Annotated in this window: 16 protein-coding genes; 11 read left to right on the top strand and 5 right to left on the bottom strand. The window is 58.1% G+C overall.

The genetic code is table 11. The features are described from left to right. Nucleotides 1–3 precede the first annotated feature (3 nt). Complete coding sequence (gene mlaE, locus ACB040_RS04270) at nucleotides 4–783, bottom strand: lipid asymmetry maintenance ABC transporter permease subunit MlaE (protein ID WP_371153355.1); 780 nt, start codon at nucleotides 781–783, stop codon at nucleotides 4–6. Further along, nucleotides 783–1,583 carry a phospholipid ABC transporter ATP-binding protein MlaF gene (mlaF, locus tag ACB040_RS04265; protein WP_005336343.1) on the bottom strand — a complete coding sequence of 267 codons (801 nt, stop codon included), beginning with the start codon at nucleotides 1,581–1,583 and terminating at the stop codon, nucleotides 783–785. The genes mlaE and mlaF overlap by 1 nt, the downstream gene beginning before the upstream one ends. 207 nt (nucleotides 1,584–1,790) lie before the next feature. Here mlaF and ACB040_RS04260 point away from each other — a divergent pair, with 207 nt between their 5' ends. From ACB040_RS04260 to npr, 10 genes are all read left to right on the top strand, one after another. Beyond that, the gene (locus tag ACB040_RS04260) at nucleotides 1,791–2,786 is read left to right on the top strand and encodes a KpsF/GutQ family sugar-phosphate isomerase (protein ID WP_005336342.1); all 996 of its coding nucleotides are present in this window, start codon (nucleotides 1,791–1,793) and stop codon (nucleotides 2,784–2,786) included. Then, on the top strand, nucleotides 2,786–3,340 hold the full coding sequence (kdsC, locus tag ACB040_RS04255) for a 3-deoxy-manno-octulosonate-8-phosphatase KdsC (protein WP_047438734.1): 555 nt from the start codon (nucleotides 2,786–2,788) through the stop codon (nucleotides 3,338–3,340). Before ACB040_RS04260 ends, kdsC begins: the two co-directional genes overlap by 1 nt. After that, nucleotides 3,337–3,897 carry an LPS export ABC transporter periplasmic protein LptC gene (gene lptC / locus ACB040_RS04250; protein ID WP_005336338.1) on the top strand — a complete coding sequence of 187 codons (561 nt, stop codon included), beginning with the start codon at nucleotides 3,337–3,339 and terminating at the stop codon, nucleotides 3,895–3,897. Before kdsC ends, lptC begins: the two co-directional genes overlap by 4 nt. Beyond that, complete coding sequence (gene lptA, locus ACB040_RS04245) at nucleotides 3,884–4,411, top strand: lipopolysaccharide transport periplasmic protein LptA (protein WP_040068817.1); 528 nt, start codon at nucleotides 3,884–3,886, stop codon at nucleotides 4,409–4,411. The genes lptC and lptA overlap by 14 nt, the downstream gene beginning before the upstream one ends. Before the next feature lie 3 nt (nucleotides 4,412–4,414). Continuing rightward, a complete protein-coding gene (lptB, locus tag ACB040_RS04240) occupies nucleotides 4,415–5,140 on the top strand; it encodes an LPS export ABC transporter ATP-binding protein (protein ID WP_005336333.1) in 726 nt (241 codons plus the stop codon). A gap of 65 nt (nucleotides 5,141–5,205) precedes the next feature. Continuing rightward, nucleotides 5,206–6,645 (top strand): RNA polymerase factor sigma-54, encoded by a 1,440-nt coding sequence (locus tag ACB040_RS04235; RefSeq protein WP_005336331.1) that lies wholly within the window; start codon nucleotides 5,206–5,208, stop codon nucleotides 6,643–6,645. 20 nt (nucleotides 6,646–6,665) lie between these two features. Further along, nucleotides 6,666–6,953 carry a ribosome hibernation promoting factor gene (gene hpf / locus ACB040_RS04230; protein ID WP_005336323.1) on the top strand — a complete coding sequence of 96 codons (288 nt, stop codon included), beginning with the start codon at nucleotides 6,666–6,668 and terminating at the stop codon, nucleotides 6,951–6,953. A 2-nt stretch (nucleotides 6,954–6,955) separates the two neighbouring features. Then, the gene (gene ptsN / locus ACB040_RS04225; RefSeq protein WP_005336322.1) at nucleotides 6,956–7,402 is read left to right on the top strand and encodes a PTS IIA-like nitrogen regulatory protein PtsN; all 447 of its coding nucleotides are present in this window, start codon (nucleotides 6,956–6,958) and stop codon (nucleotides 7,400–7,402) included. 45 nt (nucleotides 7,403–7,447) lie between these two features. Further along, on the top strand, nucleotides 7,448–8,314 hold the full coding sequence (rapZ, locus tag ACB040_RS04220) for an RNase adapter RapZ (RefSeq protein ID WP_005336320.1): 867 nt from the start codon (nucleotides 7,448–7,450) through the stop codon (nucleotides 8,312–8,314). 20 nt (nucleotides 8,315–8,334) lie between these two features. Continuing rightward, the gene (npr, locus tag ACB040_RS04215; protein WP_005336318.1) at nucleotides 8,335–8,607 is read left to right on the top strand and encodes a PTS phosphocarrier protein NPr; all 273 of its coding nucleotides are present in this window, start codon (nucleotides 8,335–8,337) and stop codon (nucleotides 8,605–8,607) included. Between the two features lie 189 nt (nucleotides 8,608–8,796). Here npr and degS read toward each other — a convergent pair whose 3' ends face one another. From degS to ACB040_RS04200, 3 genes are all read right to left on the bottom strand, one after another. Further along, a complete protein-coding gene (degS, locus tag ACB040_RS04210) occupies nucleotides 8,797–9,921 on the bottom strand; it encodes an outer membrane-stress sensor serine endopeptidase DegS (RefSeq protein ID WP_005336297.1) in 1,125 nt (374 codons plus the stop codon). A gap of 109 nt (nucleotides 9,922–10,030) precedes the next feature. Then, nucleotides 10,031–11,392 carry a Do family serine endopeptidase gene (locus ACB040_RS04205; protein WP_005336295.1) on the bottom strand — a complete coding sequence of 454 codons (1,362 nt, stop codon included), beginning with the start codon at nucleotides 11,390–11,392 and terminating at the stop codon, nucleotides 10,031–10,033. Nucleotides 11,393–11,473: 81 nt separating this feature from the next. After that, a complete protein-coding gene (locus ACB040_RS04200) occupies nucleotides 11,474–11,854 on the bottom strand; it encodes a YhcB family protein (protein ID WP_005356646.1) in 381 nt (126 codons plus the stop codon). Between the two features lie 140 nt (nucleotides 11,855–11,994). Here ACB040_RS04200 and zapE point away from each other — a divergent pair, with 140 nt between their 5' ends. Next, a complete protein-coding gene (zapE, locus tag ACB040_RS04195; RefSeq protein ID WP_263085246.1) occupies nucleotides 11,995–13,089 on the top strand; it encodes a cell division protein ZapE in 1,095 nt (364 codons plus the stop codon). Nucleotides 13,090–13,115 lie beyond the last annotated feature (26 nt).

Below are 13,115 nucleotides of genomic sequence, written 5' to 3'. Positions count from 1 at the left end.
ACCTTATCCAAACATGACTGCAGTGAGTATAAAATCCAGGCCGAGCACGGCGAGGGATGAGTGGACCACAGTACGGGTCGTGGCCTGACTGATCCCGGCCGAGGTCGGCTTGGCATCATAGCCGTTAAAGAGCGCAATCCAGGTGACCACCAGGGCGAAAATCAGGCTCTTGATGGCGCCCTGCATGATGTCCTCATGCCAGTCGACGGAGGCCTGCATGGCAGACCAGAAGCCCCCTTCGTCCACGCCGAGCCAGTCCACACCGACCAGCTTGCCGCCGAAGATGCCGATCAGGCTGAACATAAAGGCCAGCAGCGGCATGCTGATGACGCCAGCCCAGAAGCGGGGAGCAACCACCCGGCGTAGCGGGTCGACCGCCATCATCTCGAGGCTTGAAAGCTGCTCTGTGGTCTTCATCAGGCCGATTTCAGCGGTCAGGGCCGAACCGGCACGGCCGGCAAACAGCAGCGCCGTGACCACAGGGCCCAGCTCCCGCAGCAGGGAGAGGGAGACCAGCGGCCCCAGACTCTGCTCGGCGCCGAAATCCTTCAATACGTTGTAACCCTGCAGCGAGAGCACCATGCCGATGAACAGGCCGGAGACCAGAATGATGGCCACCGACTGTACGCCCACCACATACAACTGCTGGACAAGCAGCGGGAAGTGCTTGCGCGGCTCGGGTTTGCCCGCCAGCGCATGGAACAACATGATGGTGGCGCGACCGACGGAGCTGATAAACCGCACTCCGACCCGCCCCAGCTTGCTTATTTGACTTATCAACATCAGAGATCCTGTAGCAGATCGCCTGCCGGAAAATGAAACGGAACAGGACCATCGGGCAATCCTTTGAGGAACTGCTCGACTTCGGGATTGTGCTCCTCGCGCAGCTGGTCCGGCGTGCCGTGCGCCACCACCTTGCGATTGGCAATGATGTAGGCGTAATCGGCGATGCTCAGCACCTCTTTCACATCGTGGGTGACGATGACTGAGGTGATACCGAGGGCATCATTCAGCTCCTTGATCAGCTTGACCAGCACCGCCATGGTGATGGGATCCTGCCCGACAAACGGCTCGTCATACATGATGAGGTCGGGGTCAAGGGCGATGGCCCGTGCCAGCGCCGCCCGGCGCGCCATGCCGCCGGAGAGCTCGGAGGGCATCAGTTTCGCCGCGCCGCGCAAGCCCACCGCCTGCAGCTTCATCATGACGATGGTGTGGATCAGCTCCTCCGGCAGGCCGGAGTGTTCCCGTAGCGGGAAGGCCACGTTGTCGTAGACCGTCATGCCGGTAAACAGGGCGCCGCTCTGGAACAGCATGCTCATCCGCTTGCGCACTTCATAGAGGCGCGAACGGGAGAGGGTGGGGATATCTTCCCCGTCAAACAGAATGTGACCGGACTCCGGCTTGAGCTGGCCACCGATCAGCCGCAGCAGGGTGGTTTTACCGATGCCGCTCGGGCCCATGACGGCGGTCACCTTGCCACGAGGAATGGTCAGGTTGATCCCGTCATACAACAGCCGATCTCCGTGACTGAAAGTCAGATCGGAGATGGTGATCAGGTCATTGTTCAAACAATTGTCCATCCGGTGTAAATGAGGTGCGAATTTTATGGGGTAGTCTAGGTCTAAGCAACAGCAAGGAACAACTATTGAACAGGCTGCAAGCCCATTTGCACGACAGTTTTCTGTAACAAAGTGCGTCATCGAGAGCGGGACTTGCCATCCGATTCGCTTATCCGGGCAGACTTTTTTATAATCCCGCAGCTAATTTCGGCCCGGAGCTGTGTCTTTATGTCTGTAAAGCCTGAGAAAGTGTCTGAACTGTTCGATTTTCGTCGCAGTGCCCGCGCGGTGCTGGACACAGAAAAGCAAGCCATTGATGGACTCTATCAGTATCTGAACGACGCCTTCGACAAGGCGTGCGAAATGGTGCTGCGCTGCGGTGGCAAGATAGTGGTCACCGGCATGGGCAAATCGGGCCATATCGGCAGCAAGATCGCCGCCACCCTCGCCAGCACCGGCACCCCGGCCTTCTTCCTTCACCCGGGAGAAGCGAGTCACGGCGATCTGGGGATGATCTCCAGTGGCGACCTTATCATCGCTATCTCCAACTCCGGCGAGAGCGACGAAATCCTGGCCCTGCTGCCGGTGCTCAAGCGCCGCGGCATTCCGCTCATCTGTATGACCGGTAATCCGGCCTCCACCATGGCCAAAGAGGCCAACGTACATCTGTGCATCAAGGTGGAGAAAGAGGCCTGCCCGCTGGGTCTGGCACCCACTTCCAGCACCACGGCAACCTTAGTCATGGGCGATGCCCTGGCGGTCGCCCTGCTGGAAGCACGCGGTTTTACCGCCGATGACTTCGCCCTCTCTCACCCGGGCGGGTCGCTCGGCAAGCGTCTGTTGCTGCGGGTTGGCGACCTGATGCACAGTGGCGATCTGTTGCCCCGGGTGGGGATAGATGCCACCATCAGCCAGGCGCTGCTGGAAGTGAGCCGCAAGGGGCTCGGTATGACGGCGGTGGTCGATGGCAATGGCCTGCTGGCCGGGCTCTTTACCGATGGCGACCTGCGCCGCATTCTTGACCAGCAGATCGATATCCATCACACCCCCATCAGCCGTGTGATGACGGCCAACTGTGTTACCGTAGGTCCAGAGATGATGGCTGCGGAAGCCGTCAAGCTGATGGAAACGAGAAAAATCAACGGATTACTGGTCGTGGATGAAGAGAAACGCCCGCTCGGCGCCTTCAACATGCACGACCTGCTGAAAGCCGGAGTAATTTGATGCAAAACGTACCGACCCTCTATGGTCCGGTGACGCGCAGCCAGTTCGACAAGGCGGCGCAAATCCGCCTGCTGGTGTGCGATGTGGACGGGGTGCTCTCCAACGGCCTCATCTACATGGGAAACAACGGCGAAGAGCTGAAAACCTTCTGCACCCGCGATGGTGCGGGCATGCGAGCGTTGCTCAATGCCGGGATCGAGATCGCCATCATCACAGGGCGCAACTCCCGTATCGTCAGCGATCGGATGAAAAGCCTGGGGGTGGCTCATGTGGTGCAGGGGGCTGATAAAAAGCTGCCTCACTTCGAAGCGCTGCTGGCCAAGCTGGGGCTGACTGCTGAACAGGCCGCCTATATGGGCGATGACACCATCGATCTGCCGGTGATGGCCGCTTGCGGCCTGGGTATCGCGGTGGCCGATGCCCATCCGCTGGTGCTGAGCCGTGCCGATATGGTGACCCGGCTTGGCGGTGGCATGGGCGCGGTGCGCGAGGTGTGTGACCTCATTTTGCAGGCGCAGGGCCACGACGATTATCAGCCCGAGGCCTCGGTATGAGCAGACAGACCCTGTTGTTTGCCCTGCTGTTTCTGGTCGCGCTGGTTGCCTGGCAGCTGGGCAAGGTGGAGCTGGTGCCTGAGAGCGCCGTCAAAATCGAAAACTATCAGCCGGATTTTGTCGCCAAAGATCTGGTGACCACCCGTTTTGATATCAACGGCAAGCGCACAGAGAGGTTGGAGTCGACCTACGCCGAGTATTATCAAATCCTCGAGCAGGCCACCTTCGACAAGCCGGTGGTCTACATGTATGACGATCAGGGTGCCGCCGAGTGGAAGGTGACCGCCGAAACCGGCGTGCTCAACACCGGCGACAACGTCATCCTGCGGGACAAGGTGCATCTGGATGGTCTGCTGCCCACCTCCTTTATCTCCACACTGGATACCCCCTATCTGGAGCTGGATCTGGTGACACAGGATGTGCGCAGCAACCGGGAAGTGAACATTCTGGGTCGGGATTTCCAGACCCAAGGGGTTGGCCTCAAGGGCCATCTGGACCGCAAATATTTTGAGTTACTGGATCAAGGCCATGCCATCTATTTCAATGAAAAACGCTAATCTGGCCCTCGCAGCCCTGTTGTTGTGTGGTGCGGTGACCGCCAAAGAGTCCGACTTTGCCGAGAAGGTCTACGTCGATGCCGTCAAACAGGTGGCCGAGATGCAGGACAACCGCATCACCTTCGAAGAGGATGTGACCATCAATCAGGGCACCATCCGGATCAAGGCTGACAAGGTGGTAGTGACCCGCTCCGGCGAGAAAGGGGCCGAGGTGATGACTGCCTACGGCAAACCCGCCACCTTCTTCCAGATCCTGGATAACGGCAAGCCGGTCAATGCCCACGGCAATACCATCCGCTACGAGCTGAAGAACCGTCTGGTGACCATCACCGGCAACGGTCAGCTCAAGCAGGAAGATAGCCAGGTCAATGGCGATCTGATCCGCTACGACATCGTCAAACAGAAGATGATTGCCGAGAGCAAGAGCCCGAGCCAGCGGGTCAAAACCGTGTTCCTGCCGGATCAGGTAGAGAATTTCGACAAGCCCGCCGACCAGAAGAAGCAGGGAAAATAAGCCATGGCAGTGTTAAAAGCAGTGGGTCTGCAGAAGAGCTACAAGCGCCGCATGGTGGTGAGTGACGTCAGCCTTGAAGTGGGCACCGGCCAGATTGTTGGCCTGCTCGGCCCCAACGGGGCGGGCAAGACCACCTCCTTCTACATGATCGTGGGGCTGGTGCAGCGCGATGCCGGTCTCATCACCATCGACGATCAGGACATCAGCTTGCAGCCCATGCATGTGCGGGCGCGTAACGGCATCGGTTACCTGCCGCAGGAGGCCTCCATCTTCCGTCGCCTGTCGGTGTTCGACAACCTGATGGGGGTAATGCAGACCCGCAAGGGGTTGAGCCGTGAGGAGCGTGAGGACAAGGTTCAGCAACTGCTGGAAGAGTTCAATATCACCCACATTCGCGACAACCTGGGTCAGAGCCTCTCCGGCGGTGAACGCCGTCGGGTCGAAATTGCCCGTGCGCTGGCGGCCGAGCCGCGTTTTATTCTGCTGGATGAACCCTTTGCAGGGGTTGACCCGATTTCTGTGATAGACATCAAGAAGATCATTCAGCATCTGAAAGATAGAGGCCTTGGCGTCTTGATTACCGACCACAACGTCAGAGAGACTCTGGACGTATGTGAGAAGGCCTATATCGTCAGCCACGGCAAGATGATTGCCGAAGGTGCACCGGCTGACATCCTTGCCGATGAGCAGGTCAAGCGCGTCTATTTGGGCGATCAATTCAGTCTATAGTAAGGGGGCATGCCTTCATTTCCTTTGACGAGTGCCTCGCTGAACATAAGGATATCCCGACGTAGATGAAGCCGACATTACAGTTGCGTCTCGGTCAGTCCCTGACCATGACGCCGCAATTACAACAAGCGATTCGTCTGCTCCAGCTCTCCACTCTGGAACTTCAGCAGGAAATTCAGCAAGCGCTCGAAAACAACCCTCTGCTGGAGCAGGAAGAGAGCGAGGCGCAAGAGACCAGTCCGGAAGCGCCGGTCGATGCCAGCCAGCTGGATTCCAGCGATGCCATGGCCCAGGAGCAGATGCCGGATGAGTTGCCGGTGGATACCACCTGGGACGAGGTTTACTCTGCTGGCACCGCCCAGAGCGCGGGCCCCATCCATGATGGGGAAGATAGCGTCTATCAGGGTGAAACCACCGAAAACCTGCAGGATTATCTGCTGTGGCAGATGCGGCTCACACCGTTTAGCGATGTGGATGCCGCCATCGCGCTAGCCATCATCGATGCTATCGACGAATCCGGTTATCTGACCGTTGCGCTGGAGGATATCCAGGCTGCCGTCACCAGCGATGACGTAGAGGTGGAACTCGATGAGGTCGAGGCGGTACTCAAGCGGGTGCAGCACTTCGATCCGGTCGGCATTGCTGCCCGTTCTGTGCAGGAGTGTTTGCTGATCCAGCTGGATCAGTATGACCCGCAGACCCCCTGGCTCAACGAGGCCAAAGAGGTGATCCTCGAGCACATGGAGCTGCTCGGCAACCGGGATTACCGCACCCTCGCCCGCAAGACAAAACTCAAAGAGAGCGACCTCAAGGAGGTGCTGGATCTGATCCAGCTGCTGGAGCCGCGTCCCGGCAACGGCATCATCCAGAGCGACTCCCAGTACGTGATCCCCGACGTCTCCGTGGTCAAGAAGGGTAGCAAGTGGGTGGTCGAGCTCAATCCCGACTCCGCCCCCCGCATCCGGGTCAACGAGACCTATGCCGCCATGGCCCGCAACGCCCGCAGCAGCACCGACACCCAGTTTATCCGCTCCCATTTGCAGGAAGCCAAGTGGTTCATCAAGAGCCTGGAAAGTCGCAATGACACCCTGCTGAAAGTGGCCAGTTGCATTGTCGAGCAGCAACAGGGCTTTTTCGAGTATGGTGAAGAGGCGATGAAGCCCATGGTGCTCAATGACATCGCCGAAGCGGTAGAGATGCATGAGTCGACCATCTCCCGGGTGACGACCCAGAAGTACATGCATACCCCCCGTGGTATCTTCGAATTGAAGTTTTTTTTCTCCAGCCATGTGAACACCGAAGGAGGAGGAGAGTGCTCATCGACCGCAATTCGCGCGCTCATCAAGAAGCTGGTCACGGCAGAGAATCCTGCCAAGCCGTTAAGTGATAGCAAGATCGCGGATTTGCTGGCCGAACAGGGTATTATGGTGGCGAGACGCACGATCGCTAAGTATCGCGAATCCTTGTTTATCCCACCTTCCAATCAGCGCAAACGCCTGGTTTAGGCAAACAAAAGGATGATGTTATGCAAATTAACCTGACCGGACACCATGTCGAGATCACCGAAGCTCTGCGTGATTATGTGAATAACAAATTTGCCAAACTCGAGCGTCACTTCGACCACATCAACAATGTTCATGTGGTGCTTAGCGTGGAAAAACTGAACCAGATAGCGGAAGCCAAATTGCATGTCAGCGGTGGCGAAGTGTTTGCCAACTCTGAACATGCCGATATGTATGCTGCGATAGACACCTTGCTCGACAAGCTGGACAGGCAGATCATCAAGCACAAAGATAAGTTAAATAAAAAATAACCATGCAACTTGAACACATACTGAGTCGGGACTGCACCAAGAGTGCAGTCCCTTGTACCAGCAAGAAACGCGCCCTCGAAATCATCAGCGAGCTGGCCGCCGAACGCCTTGGCACCTCTCGTCAGGCGCTGTTTGAATGCTTGCTGGCCCGCGAAAAAATGGGTAGTACCGGGATCGGTGCCGGTATTGCGATCCCCCACGGTCGCATTGACGATGAGTTCCCGCCAACCGCGATCCTGATGACCTTTGCCGACCCTATTCCTTTCGACTCCATCGACAATCAACCGGTTGACCTGCTGTTTGCCTTGCTGGTGCCGGAAAGCGAGTGCAAGCAGCATCTCAAGACCCTTTCTCTGATGGCTTCCAAGCTGGGTGACAAGGCGGTTTGCCGCCAGTTGCGTCAGGCAACCAGCGACGAAGAGCTCTATCAGATCATGACCTCGGCTTGACAGCAGGCCAAGGATGAGACACCCGTTTTGGCGTGAGGGAACAAGATGCAGTTAATCGTGGTAAGTGGACGTTCGGGCTCCGGTAAAACGGTAGCCCTGCGAGTGCTGGAAGATCTGGGTTACTACTGTGTGGACAACCTGCCGGTCAATCTGCTGCCCCAGCTGATTGTCTCGGTGGAGAGCCAGTACGACAAGCTGGCGGTCAGTATCGATGTGCGCAACCTGCCGAGCGATCCGGAGAAACTGGAAAATCTGCTGGCTCAGGTGCGCAATGAGGGGCGGGTAGAGTTCTCCAGCTTTTTCTTCGATGCCGACAACGGCACCCTGCTCAAGCGCTATGGCGAGAGCCGCCGCCTGCACCCCCTCTCACGCAACAAGCTGTCGCTGGATGAGGCGATTCGGGAGGAGACCCACCTGCTGGCGCCCATCTCCTCGACCGCTGACCTGCGCATCGACACCACCACCCTCAGCATTCATGACCTGAGCGAGCTCATCAAGACCCGGGTACTCGGCAAGAAAGAGAACGAGCTGGTGCTGGTGTTCGAGTCGTTCGGCTTCAAGTACGGCATTCCCAAGGATGCCGACTTCGTGTTCGATGCCCGCTTCCTGCCCAATCCGCACTGGATCCCCGAGCTCAAACCGTTTACCGGCAAGGATGAGCCGGTCGCCAACTACCTCTCGGCGCAGGCCGATGTGATGCTGTTTACCCAGCAGATCGAGAACATGCTGGCGACCTGGTTGCCCCATCTGGAGCGCAACAATCGCAGCTACCTCACGGTCGGCATCGGTTGCACCGGCGGTCAGCACCGCTCGGTCTTTATTGCAGAGCGGCTGGCCAGTGCATTCCGTTTGCTCGGCAAGAACGTGCAGATCCGCCACCGCACTCTCGACAAGAGTGCCCCCCAATCCTGACGGACCAATAGGACGACCCGATGACTGTTTCCGCCTCGGTTGAAGTGAAAAATAAGCTGGGTATTCATGCCAGACCGGCCATGATGCTGTTCGAGCTGGTGCAGGGTTTCGATGCCCACGTGCTGCTGCGCAATGAAGATGGTGTGGAGGCCGATGCTGACAGCATCATCGGCCTGCTGATGCTGGATTCGGCGCAAGGGCGGCAGGTGGAAGTACAGGTTGAGGGCCCTGAAGAGGTCGAGGCCCTGGCCGCCGTGGTGGAGCTGTTCACCTCCGGCTTCAATGAGGAGTAGTCACTCCTCGTTTTTATTCTGATTCGCAATGCGGTGATTGGCTGTGTAATGATTCAGGATTTGCATTATGGCAGCAGGAGATAGTCGACCACATTGTTGCATCGCTGAATCCTGGTCTCGGTTAATTATCTCGTCAGTAATACAATCAGCCTCATGGCAAGCTTGCTGCTCTATAGCAGGAGCGGCGTCTTAGCTAGCCGATGCGGCGCTCGAGCTGGCGGTTCTCTGCTGATAGCGCAGGTCTTCCTCTATGGTGACCACCACTTCCAGCGGCTTGCCGGAGCGGAATACCGAGATGGTCAGCTTGGTGCCGGGGCGGCTCTCGACAATCTTGTCCATGGCGCTGCGTACGCCACTGATGGCTTCTCCGTTGATCTTGAGCAGCACATCCCCTCGCTGCAGGCCGCCTTTGGCCGCCGGGCCGTTGGGATCCAGACTCTCCACCACCAGACCACGCAGGTCGCCGAGGTTCATCATCCGCGCGACTATGGGGTTGATCTCGACGCTGGAGATCCCGAGGTAGCCGCGGATCACCCGGCCGTTGGCGATCAGCTCATCCATGATCCGTTTGGCCAGCCGGTAGGGGATGGCGAAGCTGATGCCGTAGCTCTCCTGATTGCCGTTGAGGTGATAGGTGGCGGTGTTGATACCCACCAGATCGCCACGGCCGTTGACCAGCGCGCCACCCGAGTTGCCCTCGTTGATGGCAGCATCGGTCTGCAGCAGATCCTGACGGCCATTGCTGTCGGGCCCCATGCTGGAGAGGCCGGTACGGCCGGTCGCACTGATGATGCCCTGAGTGATAGTCTGGCCGACGTTGTAGGGGTTGCCGATGGCGAGCACCACATCTCCCACTTCTGGCAGTCGCTCGGGATCCTGCGGGATCACCGGCAGGTTGTCTGACTCGATATAGAGCACGGCGAGGTCGGTGAGCTGATCGGTACCGACCAGCTCGGCGCTGAAGACCCGGCCATCCTGCAACGCGACGATGATCTGGTCGGCATCGGCGATGACGTGGTAGTTGGTCAGTACATAGCCGCGCTGGTTCATGATGACGCCAGAACCCAGCCCTTGCGGGCGCAGTTCCCCCTGATTGCCCTGATTGGGGGCAAAGCTGCGGGTGTAGATGTTGACGACGGCAGGGCCTGCCCGATGGGCTGCATAGGAGAAACTCAGTTCACGGGCATTGGTGATGATGCCGGGCAGTTGGGCACCACCGCGAAAATGGGGAAACAGCAGCAACAGCAGCGCCGCGACGGTCAATCCAAAACCAACAGACTTGCCCAAGTAACTGACTAAAGGGGGGATTTTCATGTCATTCTCATCCGTACAGGCTGCGCGCAGAGAATAACACTATCGATGGATAAAAATCACCCGCGGTGAAGGCCGCGGGTGATAGAGGGGTTGGCGAACAACTTGAGCGTTAGCGGATCACCAGATAGAGCGAGGAGTCGCCGCGCTGGATGTTGAGCGCCAGCACGTCAGGCTTGTTCTTGAGCGCCTTGGTCAGCTCGCCCAGGGTGTTGATGCGCAGGCGGTTGACCCCGATGATGATGTCACCCTTCTGCAGGCCGGAAGCGGCTGCCGGAGAGCGAGGATCAATATCGGCCACCGCGACACCGGAGACCGGGTCGGTAGTGGTGCTCAGCTTGGCCCCTTCCAGTGCCGGATGCAGCGCGCTGGCGCGTACTTCGCTGTCATCGGCCTGCTTCAGGGTTACCTTGGCAGTTTGTGACTTGCCATCGCGGATCAGCCCCAGTTCGACCTGCTTGCCAGCGCCCATGGTGGCAATCTTGGCGCGCAGCTCGCCGAAGGAGCGAACCGGTTTGCCATCGATGCTGACGATGATATCGCCGGCCTTGATGCCCGCCTTGTCGGCCGCCGAATCAGGCATGACCTGATTGACGAAGGCACCATCCTTCTTGTTGTAACCGAAGGTTTTGGCGATGTCGGAGGTGAGCTCGGTGCCGGTAATCCCCAGCTGGCCGCGACGCACTTCACCGTACTTGACGATCTGCTCGGTCAGATCCCGCACCATGTTGGAAGGGATGGCAAAGCCGATGCCAATGTTGCCGCCGTTCGGGCCCAGAATCGCGGTGTTGATACCGATCAGCTCGCCACGCAGGTTGAGCAGGGCGCCGCCGGAGTTACCGGAGTTGATGGCCGCATCGGTCTGGATGAAGTTCTCCAGATTCTCGATGTTGAGGCCGCTGCGACCCAGCGCACTGACAATACCGGAGGTGACGGTCTGGCCCAGACCAAACGGGTTGCCGATGGCCAGCGCATAGTCACCTACCCGCAGCTCGTCGGAGTCGGCGAACTTGATCTGTACCAGGTCCTCGGCCTTGATTTGCAGCAGGGCGATGTCGGACTGCTTGTCTTCACCAATCTTCTTGGCCGCATATTCACGACCATCCTTCAGGTTGACCTTGATCTCGTCCGCCTCGTGAACCACGTGGGCGTTGGTGATCACGTAACCCTTCTTGGCATCGACGATGACACCGGAGCCGAGCGCCTGGAACGGCTGCTCGCTCACCTGTTCATCGGGCATGTTGGGGCCGAAGAAGAACTTGAACTGTTCCGGCAGACGCTGACGGGTAATTTTTTTGCCAGAAACCGAGATATTGACCACAGCCGGGGTGACCTGTTCGAGAACAGGCGCCAGGCTTGGCATCTCCTGATTTGAACCTAACAGGGAAGGCAGTGCAGCCTGAGCAGGGGCCGCAGACATGGCGATACCGACACTGAGGGCTAGCACACTGAGCATGGAAAGAGGTTTACGCATATGAAAAACAGCTCCCAGAAAAAGTTGCATTGCAATCGTCAAGGTCAGACCACGGGACTGGCCAATTAGTTCCGCGAGGAACTAGTTTGGTTGCTTGAGCAGTCCGGAAGAGGCGCCAGCATAGTCGCGAGGCGGAACGCCCGGCTCTTCTGCCACATTGGCAGGGGCTTCTTCTACCAATGATTCACGGAACAGCGGTTCCTGCGCCTTGGCCAGGAATTTGCTCTGCTCTGCCATGTGGCGATAGAGGGTCTGATACTGCTCGGCCAGTTGCTCCATCAGGGCGGCACTGTCGGCGAAGTGGGTGTTGATCTGGCCCTGATAACTCTCGAGCTCCTTGTGGGCCTTTTTCAGTTCCTGTTCCAGACGGCCAGCATCGCGGCTACGCACCGAAAAACGGCCGAGAACGATACCGATAATCAAGGCCGCGACAGCCAGCAGGATCCCAGTTAACAGACTCATAGATGCTCCTTGTTACAGCTAAAACAGAGTGGGTTTATGCGGTCGTCATAACCGCCATGCCTTGATGGCACTATACCGTGCGTCCTGAGGCCGTGATACCATTTTGTCCTCGATTCAGGGACTTGGAGAGGCGCTCAAGGATGACACCGCAGCAAAAATACCAGCAGGATCTGCTGCGCCCCGGCTTTGTGGCCGACCCCGCGCAGGGGATGGCCATTAGCAGGCTGGAGCGACTGTATCAGGATTTGCTACGGCGCCCGACTCCGACCAGATCTCGAGGGCTGCTGGGTTGGCTGCAAAAGCCCAAGCCGCCGGAGCCCGTCCTCGGTATCTATATGTGGGGCGGAGTGGGCCGAGGCAAGACCTGGCTGATGGATACTTTTTTCGACAGCCTGCCTGGGACGCGCAAGATGCGCAGCCATTTCCACCGCTTCATGCACCGCATTCACGATGAACTGCAGGGGCTGAGCGGGCAATCCGATCCCCTCAAGCTGGTGGCCTGCAAGCTTGCCAGCGAGACAGACATCATCTGTTTCGACGAATTTTTTGTCTCCGACATCACCGACGCCATGTTGCTGGGTACGCTGTTCCAGGAGCTGTTTGGTCACGGTGTCGTGCTGGTTGCCACTTCAAATATTCCGCCGCAGGATCTTTATCGCAACGGGCTGCAGCGAGCCCGTTTTCTGCCAGCTATCGAGCTTATCGAGCGCCATTGCGAGGTACTTAACGTGGATGGCGGTATCGACTATCGCCTGCGTACGCTGGAACAAGCCGAGATTTATCACTGCCCGCTGGACTTGCAGGCAAAAGCCAATCTTGACCACTATTTTCAGCAATTAACCGGTGGGCACACGGCTTGCGAGGGGACGTTCGAGGTCAATCATCGTCAGCTGGCGTCGCTCGGGATGGGGGAAGGGGTGCTCTACATGGAATTTGAGCAACTTTGCTGTACTCCCCGCTCCCAGAACGACTATATCGAGCTGGCCAGGCTGTTCCATACCGTTCTGCTGGCCAATGTGCAGCCAATGGGCACAGGCACGGATGACGCGGCTCGCCGCTTCATTGCCATGGTCGATGAGTTTTACGAACGGCACGTCAAACTCATCATGTCGGCGGCGGTTCCCATGACAGAACTCTACGGCGAAGGGCTGCTGAATTTCGAATTCAAACGCTGTCTTTCGCGGCTTCAGGAAATGCAATCGCACGAATACCTTGCCAGAGTGCACCTTCCTTAGTCACAATACCGCGCCTGCCAGTCGGA

Source organism: Aeromonas sp. S11(2024) (assembly GCF_041402345.1).
Taxonomy (GTDB): domain Bacteria; phylum Pseudomonadota; class Gammaproteobacteria; order Enterobacterales; family Aeromonadaceae; genus Aeromonas; species Aeromonas veronii.
Note: the sequence above shows the minus strand (reverse complement) of the source record. Positions and strands in the feature narration are given on the sequence as shown.

Excerpts from the sequence above, each read along its gene's own strand:
- mlaE (WP_371153355.1), bottom strand. The coding sequence starts at position 783 with ATGTTGATAAGTCAAATAAGCAAGCTGGGGCGGGTCGGAGTGCGGTTT.
- mlaF (WP_005336343.1), bottom strand. The coding sequence starts at position 1,583 with ATGGACAATTGTTTGAACAATGACCTGATCACCATCTCCGATCTGACT.
- ACB040_RS04260 (WP_005336342.1), top strand. The coding sequence starts at position 1,791 with ATGTCTGTAAAGCCTGAGAAAGTGTCTGAACTGTTCGATTTTCGTCGC.
- kdsC (WP_047438734.1), top strand. The coding sequence starts at position 2,786 with ATGCAAAACGTACCGACCCTCTATGGTCCGGTGACGCGCAGCCAGTTC.
- lptC (WP_005336338.1), top strand. The coding sequence starts at position 3,337 with ATGAGCAGACAGACCCTGTTGTTTGCCCTGCTGTTTCTGGTCGCGCTG.
- lptA (WP_040068817.1), top strand. The coding sequence starts at position 3,884 with ATGAAAAACGCTAATCTGGCCCTCGCAGCCCTGTTGTTGTGTGGTGCG.
- lptB (WP_005336333.1), top strand. The coding sequence starts at position 4,415 with ATGGCAGTGTTAAAAGCAGTGGGTCTGCAGAAGAGCTACAAGCGCCGC.
- ACB040_RS04235 (WP_005336331.1), top strand. The coding sequence starts at position 5,206 with ATGAAGCCGACATTACAGTTGCGTCTCGGTCAGTCCCTGACCATGACG.
- hpf (WP_005336323.1), top strand. The coding sequence starts at position 6,666 with ATGCAAATTAACCTGACCGGACACCATGTCGAGATCACCGAAGCTCTG.
- ptsN (WP_005336322.1), top strand. The coding sequence starts at position 6,956 with ATGCAACTTGAACACATACTGAGTCGGGACTGCACCAAGAGTGCAGTC.
- rapZ (WP_005336320.1), top strand. The coding sequence starts at position 7,448 with ATGCAGTTAATCGTGGTAAGTGGACGTTCGGGCTCCGGTAAAACGGTA.
- npr (WP_005336318.1), top strand. The coding sequence starts at position 8,335 with ATGACTGTTTCCGCCTCGGTTGAAGTGAAAAATAAGCTGGGTATTCAT.
- degS (WP_005336297.1), bottom strand. The coding sequence starts at position 9,921 with ATGAAAATCCCCCCTTTAGTCAGTTACTTGGGCAAGTCTGTTGGTTTT.
- ACB040_RS04205 (WP_005336295.1), bottom strand. The coding sequence starts at position 11,392 with ATGCGTAAACCTCTTTCCATGCTCAGTGTGCTAGCCCTCAGTGTCGGT.
- ACB040_RS04200 (WP_005356646.1), bottom strand. The coding sequence starts at position 11,854 with ATGAGTCTGTTAACTGGGATCCTGCTGGCTGTCGCGGCCTTGATTATC.
- zapE (WP_263085246.1), top strand. The coding sequence starts at position 11,995 with ATGACACCGCAGCAAAAATACCAGCAGGATCTGCTGCGCCCCGGCTTT.